This window comes from Salinivibrio costicola subsp. alcaliphilus (assembly GCF_001996185.1).
GTDB lineage: Bacteria > Pseudomonadota > Gammaproteobacteria > Enterobacterales > Vibrionaceae > Salinivibrio > Salinivibrio costicola.
The window spans coordinates 20,227-36,377 of the sequence record NZ_MUFR01000026.1 but is presented as its reverse complement, the minus strand read 5'-3'; the positions used below and the strand labels follow the sequence as shown (position 1 = coordinate 36,377).

The 16,151-nt window shown below is 49.9% G+C and carries 14 protein-coding genes; 6 read left to right on the top strand and 8 right to left on the bottom strand.

Annotated elements, in window-relative coordinates; all coding sequences use genetic code 11:
* Window positions 1-7 precede the first annotated feature (7 nt).
* The gene (gene msrB / locus BZJ21_RS10180) at window positions 8-451 is read left to right on the top strand and encodes a peptide-methionine (R)-S-oxide reductase MsrB (RefSeq protein WP_025744776.1); all 444 of its coding nucleotides are present in this window, start codon (window positions 8-10) and stop codon (window positions 449-451) included.
* 34 nt (window positions 452-485) lie between these two features.
* On the opposite strand, the gene BZJ21_RS10175 is transcribed toward msrB, so the two are convergent.
* Window positions 486-1,874 carry a class II fumarate hydratase gene (locus tag BZJ21_RS10175; protein WP_077669720.1) on the bottom strand — a complete coding sequence of 463 codons (1,389 nt, stop codon included), beginning with the start codon at window positions 1,872-1,874 and terminating at the stop codon, window positions 486-488.
* A 156-nt stretch (window positions 1,875-2,030) separates the two neighbouring features.
* Between BZJ21_RS10175 and BZJ21_RS10170 the strand changes: the two genes are divergently transcribed.
* Window positions 2,031-2,315 (top strand): hypothetical protein, encoded by a 285-nt coding sequence (locus BZJ21_RS10170; protein WP_077669719.1) that lies wholly within the window; start codon window positions 2,031-2,033, stop codon window positions 2,313-2,315.
* 62 nt (window positions 2,316-2,377) lie between these two features.
* Here the strand turns inward: BZJ21_RS10170 and BZJ21_RS10165 are convergent, their stop codons facing one another.
* From BZJ21_RS10165 to BZJ21_RS10155, 3 genes are all read right to left on the bottom strand, one after another.
* Window positions 2,378-2,845 (bottom strand): ASCH domain-containing protein, encoded by a 468-nt coding sequence (locus BZJ21_RS10165; RefSeq protein ID WP_077669718.1) that lies wholly within the window; start codon window positions 2,843-2,845, stop codon window positions 2,378-2,380.
* Window positions 2,846-3,070: 225 nt separating this feature from the next.
* Complete coding sequence (locus BZJ21_RS10160; protein ID WP_077669717.1) at window positions 3,071-4,318, bottom strand: cysteine desulfurase-like protein; 1,248 nt, start codon at window positions 4,316-4,318, stop codon at window positions 3,071-3,073.
* Window positions 4,319-4,320: 2 nt separating this feature from the next.
* Window positions 4,321-4,956 carry a 2OG-Fe dioxygenase family protein gene (locus tag BZJ21_RS10155; protein ID WP_077669716.1) on the bottom strand — a complete coding sequence of 212 codons (636 nt, stop codon included), beginning with the start codon at window positions 4,954-4,956 and terminating at the stop codon, window positions 4,321-4,323.
* A 596-nt stretch (window positions 4,957-5,552) separates the two neighbouring features.
* On the opposite strand from BZJ21_RS10155, the gene acnA reads away from it, so the two are divergent.
* Entirely contained in the window at window positions 5,553-8,297 is a 2,745-nt protein-coding gene (gene acnA / locus BZJ21_RS10145; protein ID WP_236719546.1) for an aconitate hydratase AcnA, read from the top strand.
* 40 nt (window positions 8,298-8,337) lie between these two features.
* Here acnA and BZJ21_RS10140 read toward each other — a convergent pair whose 3' ends face one another.
* Window positions 8,338-9,381, bottom strand: coding sequence for a glycosyltransferase family 9 protein (locus tag BZJ21_RS10140; protein ID WP_077669715.1), 1,044 nt, complete (start codon window positions 9,379-9,381; stop codon window positions 8,338-8,340).
* Window positions 9,382-9,477: 96 nt separating this feature from the next.
* Between BZJ21_RS10140 and BZJ21_RS10135 the strand changes: the two genes are divergently transcribed.
* Both BZJ21_RS10135 and BZJ21_RS10130 read left to right on the top strand, forming a co-directional pair.
* Window positions 9,478-9,879, top strand: coding sequence for a diacylglycerol kinase (locus BZJ21_RS10135; protein ID WP_077461428.1), 402 nt, complete (start codon window positions 9,478-9,480; stop codon window positions 9,877-9,879).
* Between the two features lie 73 nt (window positions 9,880-9,952).
* Complete coding sequence (locus BZJ21_RS10130; RefSeq protein ID WP_077669714.1) at window positions 9,953-11,782, top strand: DUF3413 domain-containing protein; 1,830 nt, start codon at window positions 9,953-9,955, stop codon at window positions 11,780-11,782.
* Between the two features lie 71 nt (window positions 11,783-11,853).
* On the opposite strand, the gene BZJ21_RS10125 is transcribed toward BZJ21_RS10130, so the two are convergent.
* The 3 genes from BZJ21_RS10125 to BZJ21_RS10115 are packed head-to-tail and all read right to left on the bottom strand — an operon-like array spanning window position 11,854 to window position 14,215.
* On the bottom strand, window positions 11,854-12,804 hold the full coding sequence (locus BZJ21_RS10125) for a 5-oxoprolinase subunit C family protein (protein WP_077669713.1): 951 nt from the start codon (window positions 12,802-12,804) through the stop codon (window positions 11,854-11,856).
* On the bottom strand, window positions 12,789-13,484 hold the full coding sequence (gene pxpB / locus BZJ21_RS10120; protein ID WP_077669712.1) for a 5-oxoprolinase subunit PxpB: 696 nt from the start codon (window positions 13,482-13,484) through the stop codon (window positions 12,789-12,791). Before pxpB ends, BZJ21_RS10125 begins: the two co-directional genes overlap by 16 nt.
* Window positions 13,481-14,215 (bottom strand): 5-oxoprolinase subunit PxpA, encoded by a 735-nt coding sequence (locus BZJ21_RS10115; protein WP_330359243.1) that lies wholly within the window; start codon window positions 14,213-14,215, stop codon window positions 13,481-13,483. Before BZJ21_RS10115 ends, pxpB begins: the two co-directional genes overlap by 4 nt.
* A gap of 228 nt (window positions 14,216-14,443) precedes the next feature.
* Between BZJ21_RS10115 and BZJ21_RS10110 the strand changes: the two genes are divergently transcribed.
* Complete coding sequence (locus tag BZJ21_RS10110) at window positions 14,444-16,114, top strand: methyl-accepting chemotaxis protein (RefSeq protein WP_077669710.1); 1,671 nt, start codon at window positions 14,444-14,446, stop codon at window positions 16,112-16,114.
* The last annotated feature ends 37 nt before the right edge of the window (window positions 16,115-16,151 follow it).

The following is a 16,151-nucleotide window of genomic DNA, read 5'->3' as shown; positions in this document are numbered from 1 at the left end:
TAACATCATGCTGACATGGCAAGACATCGTCGCTCGAAGTGAAAACGGCAATCTCACACCGCCGTCGCGAGTAGAAAAAACCGAACAAGAGTGGCAAGCACAACTCAGTGATGACGCTTTCCGAGTGACACGCCAAAAGGGCACAGAACGCGCGTTTAGCTCGGGCATGTGTACTCTATTTGAGCCAGGCCTCTACGGCTGCGTGTGCTGCGGCACCTTGCTGTTTGATGCCGGCGAAAAGTTCGATTCAGGCACAGGTTGGCCGTCGTTTACCCAGCCAGCGCAAGACAATGCCATTGCCTATCACAAAGATACAACCCATGGCATGACGCGTATTGAAACCACCTGTGCCAGCTGTGATGCTCACCTGGGTCACGTCTTCCCTGATGGTCCCGAGCCATCCGGCTTACGTTTTTGTATGAATGCCATTGCACTTAAAAAAATGGATTAATGCTTTAAAGGGCGAGTCTGCCTCGCCCCGTATTTTACTCAGCGATACCGCCTTGTGTCAGTTTGGTTGGATCAAGCAACTCAGCCAGCTTTTCTCGGCCTAGGTCAGTTTCTTCTTCGGCAACATCCAAAATAGGGCGGCCTTGTTGATACGCTTTTTTCGCGATGTCAGCCGCTTTCAAGTATCCAACTACAGGATTAAGCGCCGTCACTAAAATCGGATTGCGAGACAGTGCAGCTTGCAAATTGTCCTCTCTGACCTTAAAACTACGAATGGCTTTATCTGCCAGCAGTCGGCTAGAGCCTGCGAGTAAATGAATACTTTGCAGTAAGTTTGAGGCAATCACAGGTAACATCACATTCAATTCAAAATTACCCGACTGACCGGCTACAGTGACAGTGGTGTCGTTGCCCATGACTTGTGCCGCGACCATAGCAGCGGATTCTGGAATAACAGGATTCACTTTCCCCGGCATAATAGACGATCCCGGCTGTAACCCCTCTAGCTCAATTTCTCCTAACCCGGCAAGTGGGCCCGAGTTCATCCAACGTAAATCGTTACTCAGTTTCATGGTTGCCACTGCGGTGGTCTTTAACTGACCATGCAGTGCCACCAGCGCATCCTGACTACCAATGGCGAAAAAGGGATTCTCGCTCGCCGTGAATGAGGAGTGGCTACACGCACAGATTGCTTTGGCAAAACGCTCGGCAAATAATGGATGAGCATTGACTCCCGTCCCTACTGCCGTGCCACCCTGTGCCAGTGCGCGCACCGATGATAGGCTTTGGGTAATTTGTACCATCGCATGTTCTATTTGCTGCGACCAAGCCTCCAGCTCCTGTCCAAGCGTCACAGGCATCGCATCCATTAAATGGGTACGACCCGTTTTCACGATGTGGCCGACTTTGCTTTTCTTTTCCTGTAACGCGTCACGTAAATGCACTAACGCGGGAAGTAAGGCTTTTTCACAGCCCAAAGTAGCACTGATCTGAATAGCCGTAGGAACAGAGTCGTTACTGCTTTGGCTCATATTGACATGATCGTTGGGGCTGACCGTTTCACCACATTTTTCAGAGGCCAAGGTTGCCAGCACTTCATTCATATTCATGTTTGAGCTAGTGCCTGAGCCGGTCTGAAATACATCCACCGGAAACTGCGCTAAATGCTCACCATCCATGATGGCTTCGGCACTTTGGCGAATCGCGTGGGCGATGTTGCCATCCAGTAAGCCTAGTTCTTCGTTAGCCGTTGCCGCTGCATGCTTCACCATAGCTAACGCGCGAATAAAGTCCGCTGGCATGGTCAGTTCGCTGACCGAGAAATTGTTTACCGCTCGTTGGGTCTGCGCTTGATACAAGGCATCCGCCGGCACCTCAACATCGCCCATACTGTCTTTTTCGATACGAGTTTTTGTCATGGTCATATCCTTTTGTTTCACTATACTTTTCGATAATAGTTATCATTAACATATTAGCCACGGTTATTGAAACGTATACGCCTTACGCATTTCAAAAATGTCGTGCTAGGGCTTGTTTGATGTCCTAAGATAGCGCCACGATAAAAAACAACGAGTAAAACCATGCAAGAAGAAGCCAGTACGCGTATCGAAGATCTGATTACGGTCGTCGAGAATCAAATTACTGACCAAGAGCCTAAAAAAGTCGCCGAGACAGTTATGCGTCTGCGTATGACCGGCTATTCCCGCGAAGAAGCTATTGAATATATCGCGTGCGCATTGATGGTTGAGATTTACGACGTTAGTCAAAATAACGGGCAGTTCACACTATCACGTTACGAAGCCAACTTAGACACCTTGCCGGACATGCCATGGGCCAATGAGATGAATTTGGACTTGGGTGAGTAAACAAAAATATTCCTGTCCATAACTCGCAATCACAAAAAAGCCGCTCAGCGCGGCTTTGATGTTTAGAATGGATAAACTTTCTCAAACTCTTCAAGCACCACATCCGAGTGCTCATCAAAATGTAGGCCGTGTGTTTTGGCGTACTGGGAGAAGTAACCCCAATGCGCTTCGTGCCAACATTGGTAAGAGCCATCTCCCTCTCCCTCACGTGCCGCAAATTCGGCACTAACTTGGTTAAACGGGCAATAGCTCACCTGTGTGGTTTTGACGATACACACGGGTCGCTGGTGACCATTAAGAACAATCTTATAATGTCCTTTTTGCGGGATCACCGCACTTTTCTCTTCCAAAGAGCTGCGCAACCGGCAATGCGCTTTCTTTTTGTTTAGGCTCACTAATGTCGCGACTTCATTCGCTCTCACCGTGTGATGACTTAAGGTGTCCACCACTACTTGATCATCGGCTGGCCATTGGTCAGAGGGAAGAGTCGCAAGATATTGATGCCAAAAGGCGTTTTGTTCTTCAGTCATGGGTCTCGCCTTAATTATTATTGGTTTCTTTTTAAATGATTTCTTTCTGAACAGCTTCTTGGGCAGTGCTAACAGTGGTGATCATAACGTACGGATAGGCATTCGCCTATGAGCGAGCTAACGTTTCAAGGTTGCATTGTGAATAAATTCACACTTAAATCTCAATCGAGGCCAATTTTAACTAAAAAAAGCGGCTCTTTTGGCCGCTTGAGAGGTTGATTAACCTTAATCGCTAATAAATGGCAATAAGGCTTGGTGTAGCCGGTCAATTTCATCAACGGTGTTGTAATGCATCATACCGATACGGATCACACCGCCTTTGTCTAAAATATCAAGCTGCTCGCACAAACCTTGGGAATAAAAGTGGCCATTCCACACGCAAAAATGTTGCTTCCCTAGCGCTTGCGCCACATCCGCGGGCGTGACGCCTTCAATCCGGATCGCAAAGGTTGGGGTTCTATAAGCCAACTGGTCATCATCCGTGACCCCATAAATGTGAACATTGGGATAGGCCTGCATCAGGTCAATAAAATGGGCGGATAACTGCTGTTCATGCGCCTGATACTGGCGATAGCTTTGTGCCAATCTTTCTCTTAGTGAACAATCAGGATCGCCCCACTGCGCGAGATATTCCACCACCGCAATAAATCCGGCAATCGCCTCAAAACTCTGAGTACCTGTTTCAAATCGACCGGGACCTTGGTTTGTGGCTGGCTCGACTTTGTAAGGTTTCAACGTCTGTACCCACTCAGGCGCCACATATACAAAACCCAGATGTGGGCCAAAAAACTTGTACGCCGAACAGGCAAGAAAGTCACAGCCTAATGCTTGTACATCGACCAAATAATGCGGAGCGTAATGGACAGCATCGACATAGACTTTGGCACCAACCTTTCTTGCCATCTCTACCACGTTTGCTACATCCACCAAACTACCAGTGGTATTTGAGGCCAGCGTCACCGCAATCAGTTTGGTTTTGTCCGTAATAAGACTGGCAAGGTGCGTCATATCGATCGAATAATTGGATTCATCCACTCGCACCTGCTTAACAGTCGCCCCTTTATCGTGTGCGGCCTGCTGCCAGCTAGAGACATTAGAATAATGATCGAGTGCCGAGACAATCACCTCATCACCAGCTTGCCAATCACGGCTGATTGCGCGACTTAACGAAAACGTCAACGTTGTCATATTCGGGCCAAAGACCATACAGTCCGATGATGACGCATTGACAAAAGCAGCGGCGCTCTCACGTGCCTGTTGCATCATTGCGGTAGTGTGATGCCCAGAAAAAAATTGTCCCCCCAAGTTCGCATTATAGTGCCCCAGATAAGTCACCATGGCATCCAGTACAGATTGCGGTACTTGCGCCCCCCCTGGCCCATCAAAAAAAGCAACGGATTGGCCGTCAATAGTTTGCGTCAATGCAGGAAAATGGCCTCGTACTGCATGGGGAGAAAAAACTGCCGGTATCATCGTTACTTCCTTGTTGCTGTGAGTACAAATACATCCATCGTGCCTGATTGCGCATCATTAACGGGAGTAATCGGTTCAGCATAATGCCAAAGGGCACGATCATCGAGGGCCGCCATTTCACCCGGCATCAATGGGAGACTAAAGAGTGGTGCGCTAGTTTTGTGACGAAACACCTGAAAATCACCGCCATCAATATTATCGCGGCCAATGCTCACAATGGCGATATGATCAAAGCCGTCTTGGTGAACGCCTTCTGGGGCGACCTGCACAGATTGATTATCCGCCTGAATACGAATCTGGTGGATTTCGATATCATTATCATCACTAAGTTGATAGAGGTCGCGAAAGGTTCGGCACATCGCATGAAACCCTGGTGTTTGTACTGTCTCGGGCTCGATATCTTCAAACGTCCGTGCCACATCACCTTGGAATTCATTGATATCAGAAGTTTGCATAAATGGTCGTGGCGGCAGCTTTTCAACCCCGCCGTCAAAGACATGAACGATCGAGTAACGACGCAGGCGAAATCCACCATCCGCATGCGAAGTGCCAGGTAACCGGTTAAATGAAGGTTGCAGTTGCTTGATATGATGATCATCTAACTGATTAAGCTGCATGAGTAGGGTTGAGGTATTCATGGCTGTCTCCTTTTGTCATGCCGAAGCACACAGTGATGCAATGCAATTGTCAGACAAAAAATTTAACAAATGCGCTACATGGAATAATCAATTAAATCCCCTACTATTTCCAGTTTTACCCCTAGATTTATCGACCAAAAAAGCCCTAAATAGCATTTTAGACTAGTTAAAAACGTTAAGCGATTGAAACGCTCCAGATGCATGATTAACATTTCCAAAACATTAGCATTAATGGCTAACAAAGATGAAAATAGCGATATTTTCCATAGGCAGAATGACTAATTACTGTCACGAAAAGTTGCCATTTAGAATAAATCAGTATGGTTCATTGATACCAAATAAGCCCTTTTTAGCGGAAGCGCCCGCTGATGCAGAGCCTTCTATACTCTCATTGAGTGCGCTATTTGCGCACGTTGTGAAACAAAAGGATTGATCAATGAGAACCATCGACCGTATCGTGATAACGAACCTTTAACTTCAACAAAACCCCATTTACAATAATGAAGGTAAAATAAGCAATCCCCAAGAGAGACTGTTGCCTGCAACGCATGATGACCGTTTCTTTTACTCACAATAACCGACCAGGGGAGGCACCCGTGAGCAATACACCTGATTCCAAAAGCCAAGACAGCTTCAACACCCGGCGTACCCTACACGTCAACGGTGAGAGCTATGATTATTATCGACTTGATGCATTGCCCGAGCCATTCGATATCAGTCGCTTACCCTACTGTTTAAAAGTGCTGTTAGAAAACTTACTACGTAAAGAAGACGGTAAGAATGTCTCTGCGGATGACATTCGTACGCTTTGTCAGTGGCAAGCCGACCACGCCGGACAAGATCAGGTCAATTTCACTCCGGCGCGCGTTGTCCTTCAAGATTTCACCGGCGTGCCTGCCGTGGTTGACTTAGCCGCTATGCGTGCTGCCATGCGCGACTTAAACGGTGATCCGGCCAAAATCAACCCACTCGGCGCGGTTGACCTGGTCATTGACCACTCCGTTATGGTGGACGACTACGGCCATGTTGATTCTCTCCAGAAAAATACCGAGATTGAGTTCCAGCGTAACGGCGAGCGTTACCAATTTTTACGTTGGGGCCAACAAGCATTCTCTAACTTCCGTGTCGTGCCTCCAGGTACTGGGATCGTGCACCAAGTCAATCTCGAATATCTCGCTCCCGGCGTACTCGTCGAAGAAAAAGGTGGCAACAAGTTAGCCATGCCAGACACACTGGTTGGTACAGATTCTCACACCACCATGATTAACGGGCTCGGTGTGCTTGGCTGGGGGGTTGGCGGTATTGAGGCCGAAGCCGCAATGCTTGGGCAGCCTATTACTATGTTGATCCCTGAAGTGGTCGGCTTTGAACTAAAAGGCGAATTGCCCGCGTCAGCTACTGCCACTGACCTAGTACTCACCGTCACCCAAATGCTGCGTGAACGTGGTGTGGTGGGTAAGTTTGTTGAATTTTATGGCCCGGGCCTCGCGAAGCTGCCGTTGGCTGACCGCGCGACCATTGCCAATATGGCACCAGAGTATGGCGCAACATGCGGTATTTTCCCTATTGATGAAGAAACGCTCAGTTATATGCGCCTGACAGGCCGTACCGAGGATCAAATTACCTTGGTCGAAACCTATGCCAAAGCACAGGGCTTGTGGCGCGATGATGATGCACCGGTGGCAGATTACAGCGATACCTTGCAACTTGACCTTGGCGATGTGGTGCCAAGTCTTGCCGGTCCGAAACGGCCACAAGATCGCATCGCCTTAACCGAGGCAAAAAGTCAGTTTGATCAGCTGTTAGAAAAAGAGCAAGCAGCGGCGAATAATGTGATTGCAAGCTTTGCCAGCGAAGGCGGGCAAACAGCCGTGGACAACCCAAGCCTACGCGAACAGGGCAAAGTGGCGGTCGAATACAAAGGAGAAACATTCAACCTTGAGCACGGCGCGGTTGTGATTGCTGCGATCACCTCTTGCACCAACACCTCGAACCCTGCCGTACTGGTGGCAGCCGGATTAGTGGCACAAAAAGCGCGAGATTTAGGCTTAAATACTAAGCCTTGGGTTAAGACATCATTCGCCCCGGGCTCACAAGTAGTGCCGGCTTATTTAGAAAACGTCGGCCTGCTCGAGCCGCTTGCCGCGCTTGGCTTTAATATCGTTGGCTTTGGCTGTACCACCTGTATTGGTAACTCAGGACCATTGCCTGAGCCAATTGCAGAAGCCATTCGTTCCGCGGATTTACTAGCCACTAGCGTGCTATCGGGCAACCGGAATTTCGAAGGCCGTATTCATCAAGATGTGAAAGCTAACTATCTAGCCTCACCACCACTAGTCGTTGCCTACGCACTGGCGGGCAATATGAATATTGATGTTCTCAAAGAGCCGCTAGGAAACGATCAACAAGGCAAGCCCGTCTATCTTAATGATATATGGCCAACGCCAAAAGAAGTGGCAGACACCATTCAAGCAGCAATGACCGACGGGCTTTATAAAAACAAATACGCAGATGTGTTTGCAGGGACCGAGGCATGGCAACAATTACCAGTGCCACAAGATGAGATCTATTCATGGCCCGATTCAACCTACGTTAAAAAGCCAACGTACTTTGACGGCATGACCATGGCACTTCCTGAGATAAAACCTATCAAGGGAGCGCGCTGTGTGGTCAAAGTAGGTGACTCTATTACTACTGACCATATCTCACCCGCCGGCGCAATTAAGCCAGATAGCCCCGCGGGCGAATACTTGAAATCTAAAGGTGTAGAGCCGAAAGATTTCAACAGTTATGGCTCGCGCCGCGGTAACCACGAAGTCATGGTGCGCGGTACCTTTGCCAACGTACGTTTAAAAAACCAAATGGCGCCGGGCACCGAAGGCGGTATGACTACCTATTTGCCCACCAATGAGCAAATGAGCATCTATGAAGCGGCTCAGCGCTATCAAGCCGAGGGGACACCACTTGTGGTGCTTGCGGGTAAAGAGTACGGCACGGGATCAAGTCGTGACTGGGCTGCAAAAGGCACTAACCTATTAGGCATTAAAGCCGTCATTGCTGAAAGTTTTGAACGTATTCACCGTTCTAACTTGGTTGGCTTTGGTGTGCTTCCGTTGCAGTTTAAAGACGGTGACTCCGTCGAATCGCTTGGCTTAAATGGTACGGAAGCATTCGACTTTGACGAGGTTAGCGGCGAACCGTCCACCCTCAAAGTGCGTGCCATGCGGGATGATAAAACCATTGAGTTTAACGTCAATGTCCGCATCGATACCGCGGTTGAGTGGGATTACTACCGCCATGGCGGCATTCTTCACTACGTGCTCCGCCAGCTCGCCAGCTAATACTGGCATTGATACACAAAAGGCCCTACGGGGCCTTTTTTTATTGCTTCGCCATCATGGTTTCAAATGCGTCGATCACCTGCTGTGCATCAATGGCAGCCATCACGTGATCGCCTTTCACCCGCGTGCTCCATGCCAATTGATCAACGGACTTGCCATATTGCTGTTCAGCAAAGGTTTCATAAACACTGACCACATCCGCGAGATTGTTATAAGGGCCGGTCCGCTTCGGGTTGCTATGGCCATAAAGGCCTAAGACAGGCGTGCCTTGTGTGGTTGCCATGTGTGCGGGGCCAGAATCGGGAGCCAGCACCGCATCGGCGCGTGCGAGCACCGCAGCTAATTGCTTGAGACTGGTTTGTCCCACCAAGTTAACCAGTGGTGCGTTAGCAGCAGCGATAATGCAGGCGGCCAGCGTTTTTTCACGCGCCGCCGGCGAACCACAAAGTGCCACCTGATATCCTTTACCGACTGCGTAGTCGGCAAATTCAGCGTAGCGCTCTGGTAGCCAGTTGCGCTCATCTTTACTCGCGGCTGGACTGATCACGACAGTAGGCTTGTCACCCAGTTGCGCTTTAGCAAAGGCATGATCGTCTTCAGAAAGTGGTAGTTGCCACTGCGGCGGCATAACCGGCACGCCCAAGTATTGGGTAAAGGCGAAAAAGCTATCTAACACATGGCAAGATTGGGTATCGGGGATCCGTTTATTAGTAAACAGCCACTGTCCCTCTTTCGCTCGGTGGCGGTGAAATCCCACGCGATAGCGCGCGCCGATCCCCACCGTCAATAAACTGGCGCGTAAAGCAAGCTGCATATGCACTAACGCATCAAACCGACGCCCTTTCAGCTGCCGCCAGACGTGACGCATGCCTGCCAATCCCGCTTTTTTATCAAACACCACCAGCTCCACCCCATCAAGCCCGGCTAAAAGCTGTGCTTCGACTTTACCAACCACCCAAGTGATCTGCGTCTGCGGCCAATGGCGCTGCACGGCTTGAATCGCCGCGACCGCATGACAAACATCGCCAATCGCAGACAGGCGTAAAAAACACAGGGAGCGTGGGGCATGAGTAAACAGAGGCATAACAAATTCCAATTAAGTTATCGCGCCGATTATGCAGTTGGCTCGGTTAAATGTAAAATGCCAGCCTATCGACTAAATTGTTACGAGAATGTATTTATGGGCGCTAATACATCCCCCTCAGAAAAGCCGCGAGGACTGATACGTATCATTAAAGCCACTGGCTATTCTTGGGCTGGATTAAAAGCGGCATATCACCATGAAGCCGCGATCCGTCAAGAAGTTGTATTATTGGCTGCGGCGCTAGTCGTATTGCTCTGGCTGCAATTACCACTGACGGAATCCTTGATGATGTTCAGCGTCATTGTGTTAGTGATTATCGTCGAACTACTTAACTCCGCCATTGAAGCCGTGGTCGACAGAGTGGGTGTAGAGCGCCATGAACTCAGTGGTAGAGCCAAGGACATCGGCTCTGCGGCGGTGTTTGTCAGTTTACTTTTAGCAGGTGTAGTCTGGCTTACCATTTTATGGCATCACTTTGGTGTCCCACTTATTCGATAAAACACGTCGTCATACAACCTGGCAACGCGCCCGTTACGTTGCCAATTGATTAACTCAACTGTGATAAGAAACCATGTCTTTTAAATCGCGACTTCAAACCCATAGCTGGTTTATTGCCATTAACGCCCTTGTATTGATGGCAATAGCCAGCCGCTACTTTGCGTTTCTGCCTAGTTTTCCCATTGAGCCACTAGGTATCACCTTTATCGTGGTCAGTACCTTTAGCCAGATGGCCTTACTTGCCGCTATTGTTGGCTTGGTGACACTCCCGCTGTTACTGCTGCCAACCAAGGTGCGTCAGCCGTTACTTGCCTTGATAGCCTCAGTGGGTGTGATCACCCTTTTCATTGATACCATCGTCTTTGCCCAATACCGATTCCATATCAATGCCATGGTGCTGGATCTGATCCTCGCCGGACAGATTGTCAGCTTCCCTTTGATTACTTGGCTGATGGTAGTAGGTGGCGTGCTTGCCTGCGTCGCCGCGCAATGGGCGCTACTGACTGTGCTGTCACGGACACGCTTTTCCTTCCAGCACAAGGTCGGCAAAAAATTTGCGCTGCTCACGTTTCTTACCTTGCTCGCCACCCACGGGATTCATATTAGGGCCGCAGCCTATGCGTATCAGCCCGTGACAACGGTGAAACGTTATTTGCCGCTTTTTTATCCGGCCACCGCTAACAGTATGATGCGTAAAAACGGCTGGATTGATGAACAAGCTCTAGCGCGCCAAAAGGCGATGGATGTAGATCGCGAAGCCGACCTTAACTATCCCCTTTCGCCGCTAAGTACGACTGAGGTTGCGCAGCCGGTGAATATCATGTTTTTGGTGGTTGACTCATGGCGTGCGGATACCTTCAATGCTGACAACACCCCTAACCTTTGGGCGTTGGCACAAAATGGCCGTACCTATTCACATCACCTTGCGACGGGGAACGCCACCCGTACCGGCATTTTTGGTCTGTTTTATGGCATGCCCGGCACCTATTGGCACAGCTTTCTTGCCAATCAGCAGTCACCGGTATTGATGGATCGTCTGCAGGCACTCGATTATCAACTGGGTATTTTTACCGCCGCGCAATTGGAAAAGCCGGAATTTAACCAAACCGTGTTTGCCAAGGTGTCCGATTTACGTAACGGTTCTGAGGGCGATTCTCCCGCCGAGCTAGACGCAGATCTGACCCAAGATTGGATCCGTTGGCATCAGCAGCGTGAGTCCAATCGTCCTACCTTCTCATTTTTGTTTTACGATGCGCCACATGGCTATGATTTTCCTGCGGACTTTACCCCCAAGTATCAACCGATGTTGGACGAAATTAACTATCTCAAACTAAATAACGAGACCGATCCGACACCGTTTTTCAATCGCTACAAGACCAGCGTGCGCTACGTTGATAGCTTGGTGGCCGAGGTCATTGAGGAGCTAAAACAAAGCGGAGAATTCGATAATACCTTGATTGTGCTCACTGGCGATCACGGCCAAGAAATGAATGACAATCAACTGAATTTTTGGGGACATAACAGTAACTTTACTGACCCACAAATTCATGTGCCTTTCGCGATGGTCGGCCCCGGCATCGATGCAAAACAGGTAGATACTGGCAAGCAGCTAACCAGCCACCAAGATGTTGCGCCCACCCTGATGAAGCATTATTTAGGCGTAACGTCCGATTCGGCCAGCTACGCGATTGGTCATGACTTACTTGCACCCAACCCCGGGCAAGATTGGGTGTTATCGTCAAACTACAGCGGCTATGCGTTAGTCACCGACGACACCATTTTAGAAGTCGGTGCGGGGGGGCAATATCAATACATGGATAACACCAACCGACCGATAGAAAACGCGTCACCTGACTTTGCGCAAATGGAAAAAGCCCTCGAGCAAATTAGTCGTTTCCGCTAGTCCGTTGTTTGCGTGACTCCCCTTCATGCGCCTCTGTCTTCCAGAGGCTCATCTATCCATTTTTCTGCAGGTTAGAACCAGTCAAAAAACTGCACAAACGTCTGCCATTGCGCTGATGCATCCGCCAGCCGCGCCGGATAAAAACGCACGGTCTGGCCGGGTCGCGTTTGCGCCAACATGCTTAAGCTGGCACGGGTTAAACAGCCAAGCTTAGGATAACCACCGAGTGTTTGCCGGTCGTTAAGTAGTACAATTGGCTGACCGTCAGGGGGCACTTGCACGGCCCCGAGCGCAATGCCTTCGGAAACAATACCCGGTTGCTTGCTCACGACGCTTGGTCCATTGAGCCGCACACCCATACGATCACTGTGCTGATCGACCGTGTATTCGCCATCAAAAAATGCCGTTAGCGCCTCGGCGCTGAAGCTATCAAACTGATACCCCGGCACAAGCGCCAGTGGAGTCAGGGCATTGTAGTCAGGAATAAAACGTGTCGGCACACCGCGCACCTTTGGCAACAGCGCATGCGGTCGACAAGGCAATACATCTCCTTTGGTGAGCGCCATGCCTCCCGCCTGTTCACCTAATCCGGAATGCAGGCCGCCGAGTTGATTACGCATCACCGTCGCTGCACTGCCAAATGCGCCATCGACCGTCCACCCGCCACGCACTGCGAGATAGGCCCGCAAGCCACGGCGCGCGTAGCGTAAACGCAATTCATCACCCGCATTTAGCGTCAACGTCTGCCACATTCCCATGCGCTGACCATTAATACAAGGTTGCATGTCTGCGCCGGTGATGGCGATCGACATCGCGTGGTCAGCACGAAAACGTGCTTGACCCATGGTTATCTCGACAAGCGGTGTATTCGCGGGGTTATCGAGTAAATAATTCGCCCAAGCAAATGCGTGGCAATCGACCGGCCCGCCTTGGCTTAAGCCAAGCTGACCCACCCCGTAGCGCCCTGTGTCTTGCACCAAGCTCAATACGCCGGGGTCGAGCACCGTTAATCCTGCCACCATTGACCTCCTGCCGCGCGGTAATCAGACTCTGACATTGGTTCAAAACAGACGGTGTCACCTACATCAAACGGCATCATGGGCGATTGACGGGGATTGAATAGTACCTTGGGACAATTGCCAATAATTTGCCAACCAGCAGGAGACGCAGCCGGATACACCGCGGTTTGCTGTTGTGCAATGCCCACACTGCCGGCGGGGATCTGATGACGAGGCGTGGTATGACGGGGCATGGCTATTGTCTCATCCACCGACGCAAGAAAGGCAAAGCCGGGCGCGAAACCAATCGCACAAACGGTGTAAGTTCGTTGGCTGTGTCGCGCAATCACCTCTTGCTCACTTACGCCGGCAAACTCGGCGACCGCAGCTAAATCGGGCCCAACCGAGGGGTGATAATACACCGGCAATGTCACCTGTTTTCCGCTCCCAGCGTCACGGGTGACTCGCAATGAGTCGCCTTGATTCATCACCCACGTTTTCAACGTTTCTGGCGAGAGTAAGCGAACATTCACTTCCACCAGAACGCTGGTGTAGGCAGGAATTAACTCAACCACACCACGGCCAAAGTGTTGGCGGATTCGCTCACACAGCGCAGATAACTGTGGGACTAAAGCAAGATAGATCTTATTGCCCAACCGGATCATTACCGTCGTTTCACTGACCTGCTCAACCTTGAGTGTCATGGTGTTAAGGCCTTTCTGAGTTGTTTTATCGCCTCGACCGATTGTGGGTTATCTCCATGCACACACACCGTATCCGGCGACAGAGAGAGCGTTTGTCCCTCAAGGGTTGTCACCGTGCCATGTTGAGATAACTGCAACACCTGCGCAATCATCGCGTTGGCGTCATCTAACACAGCGCCCGGTAAATCGCGCGGCGCCAATTGCCCTGACGCCAGATAGGCTCTATCGGCAAAGGCCTCAAAAATCAGCGGCACACCGGCTTGTTGGGCAAGTTGGCGATGTGGACGGTTATCAGGCAGTGCCAGCACCATTAATGGCGTATTAGGCAGCGTATCAGCCACCGCGGCCAATACCGCCTCAAAGCAACCATTGTCCACCATCATGGTGTTATACAGCGCACCATGGGGCTTCACATAATCAAGGCTCGCATTAAAGCGTGCACAGATCCCTTGTAATGCGCCGATTTGATAGCGAACGAGGTGACTAATTTGTGCTGGGCTATGATCAATATGACGACGGCCAAAGCCCTGCTTATCGGCGTAGCCGGGATGAGCACCAATACTCACATTGTGCTTTACTGCAAGTGCGACCGTGGCCGCCATTACATCAGGATCAGAGGCATGAAAGCCACACGCGATATTGGCCATATCAATCCATGGCATCAGCGCGCTATCCATTCCCATCGTCCACGCACCAAAGCTCTCACCCATGTCTGCGTTTAGTTTCATCATTCCCTCGATTTCACTGACTTTGCTCTACCTTACGGTTTTTATAGTATAAATTTTTTCAATTCATATGGTTAGTCAAAACAAGCTTGAACAAGTAAGTTAGGCAACCACTAAGTATTACAAGATATTTCCCAACCCATATCAAATAAAGGGCTTTTGGTGCGGCAAATGAGCAGGATGTCTCCCATACTTTAGCGAAATCGAAACCATCATTAACACAAGGTATCCGGTATGTTGAAGTTAATGCTGCGCGGAAAGCTCTTAGTGCTTGCCATCGTACCCTTGGTATTATCCATTTTCGTTACGTTGTTTATCACTACCTACTACGAGCGTGAGCTGGTCGAAGAGAACATTGCCACTTTTCGAACCAAATTAATTGATGAGCGAAAAATGCAGCTTCGCGAAGCGACCGAAATTGCCGCGACTGTGGTAAAAAACGCTCAGCAAGCGAGCGGCGATGCCACACAAAATGTCAAAGACGCACTTCGCGAAGTGACCTTTGGTAAGGCGGGCTACTTTTATATTTACGATCGTCAGGGAACCAATATCTTTCACGCGCTGAAACCTGAAGTCGAAGGACAATCGTTAATTAACCTTACTGATCCCAAGGGCAACAAAATTATTGTGGGTCTGCTCGAAGCAGCGCAAAGTGGCGATGGCACCTTCACCTACCTCTATCAAAAGCCGGGCACCGATGAACTGATTGAAAAGATTGGCTATGCCGATATGGTCAATAACGGCCAATGGATGTTGGGCACAGGGGCGTATATTGACGACATTGAGGCACGCGTTGCCGATTTCCGTGAAAACGCAGAGGAAGCATTAGCAGCACAAACCGCGAGGATGATCATCGCCGGTATCATTATTCTGGTCATCACCTTCGTTGCCGTCGCTTTTGTTGCCCAACGAATGTCGACGCCGGTGAAAGACATGCTGGACAACCTCAATGATATTGCCGACGGTGATGGCGACCTGACCCAACGTTTAAAGGTTAAAGGGCACGACGAAATAGCTTTGCTGGGCAATGCATTTAACCGCTTTATTGACAAGCTACAAACCACTATCCGCAGCGTCGTCGAAGTCACGGAAAAAGTAAGCCAATCTGCCAATGATATAGATAGCCAAGCCGCACAGTTTGCTAGCCAATTACAAACGCATGATAACGAAACCGAGCAAGTAGTGACTGCGGTGACCGAAATGAGTTCTGCCGCACAAGAAGTCTCTCAAAGTGCCACACAAGTTGCAGATGCCACCAGTGCCGCCACCGGTGATGCACGTCAGGCACAAGACAAAGTCGAGTTTTCCATTAACTCCATGAAAACACTTGTGGAGCAAATGAATACATCGAGTAACAACGTTGATTCGCTCAACGAGCAGTCGCATAAAATCACCGGCGTGCTGTCTGTGATTGGCGATATTGCCGAACAAACCAATCTATTGGCCTTGAATGCGGCGATTGAAGCGGCACGGGCCGGTGAACAAGGACGAGGCTTCGCAGTGGTAGCCGATGAGGTGAGAACCCTCGCGAGCCGTACGCAAAAGAGCACTCACGAAATTCGAGAGATGTTAGACGAGCTGCAGTCTTATGTGAATCAGGCCGTCGAGGGCATGAAACAAAGCAATGACACCTGCCAGCAAACCTCAGAGGCATCCAACGAAATTGGCAGCGGCATTGATTCGGTGAGCAATGCTATCACCCAAATCAATGACATGACCACCCATATTGCGTCTGCGGCCGCGGAGCAAACCACAGTCACCGAGGATATCCACCGCAATTTGATTTCTATCCGGGATATTGTGAGCCAATTACTCAGTGCCAGTAATGACTCTGCGCACACAGCATCAGACTTGAACCACTCCGGTGACGAGCTCAAACGCCTAATTAGCCAATTTAAAGTCTAAGGATTAGAGCCAATCAAAAAAGGCGCTGACGGATTCA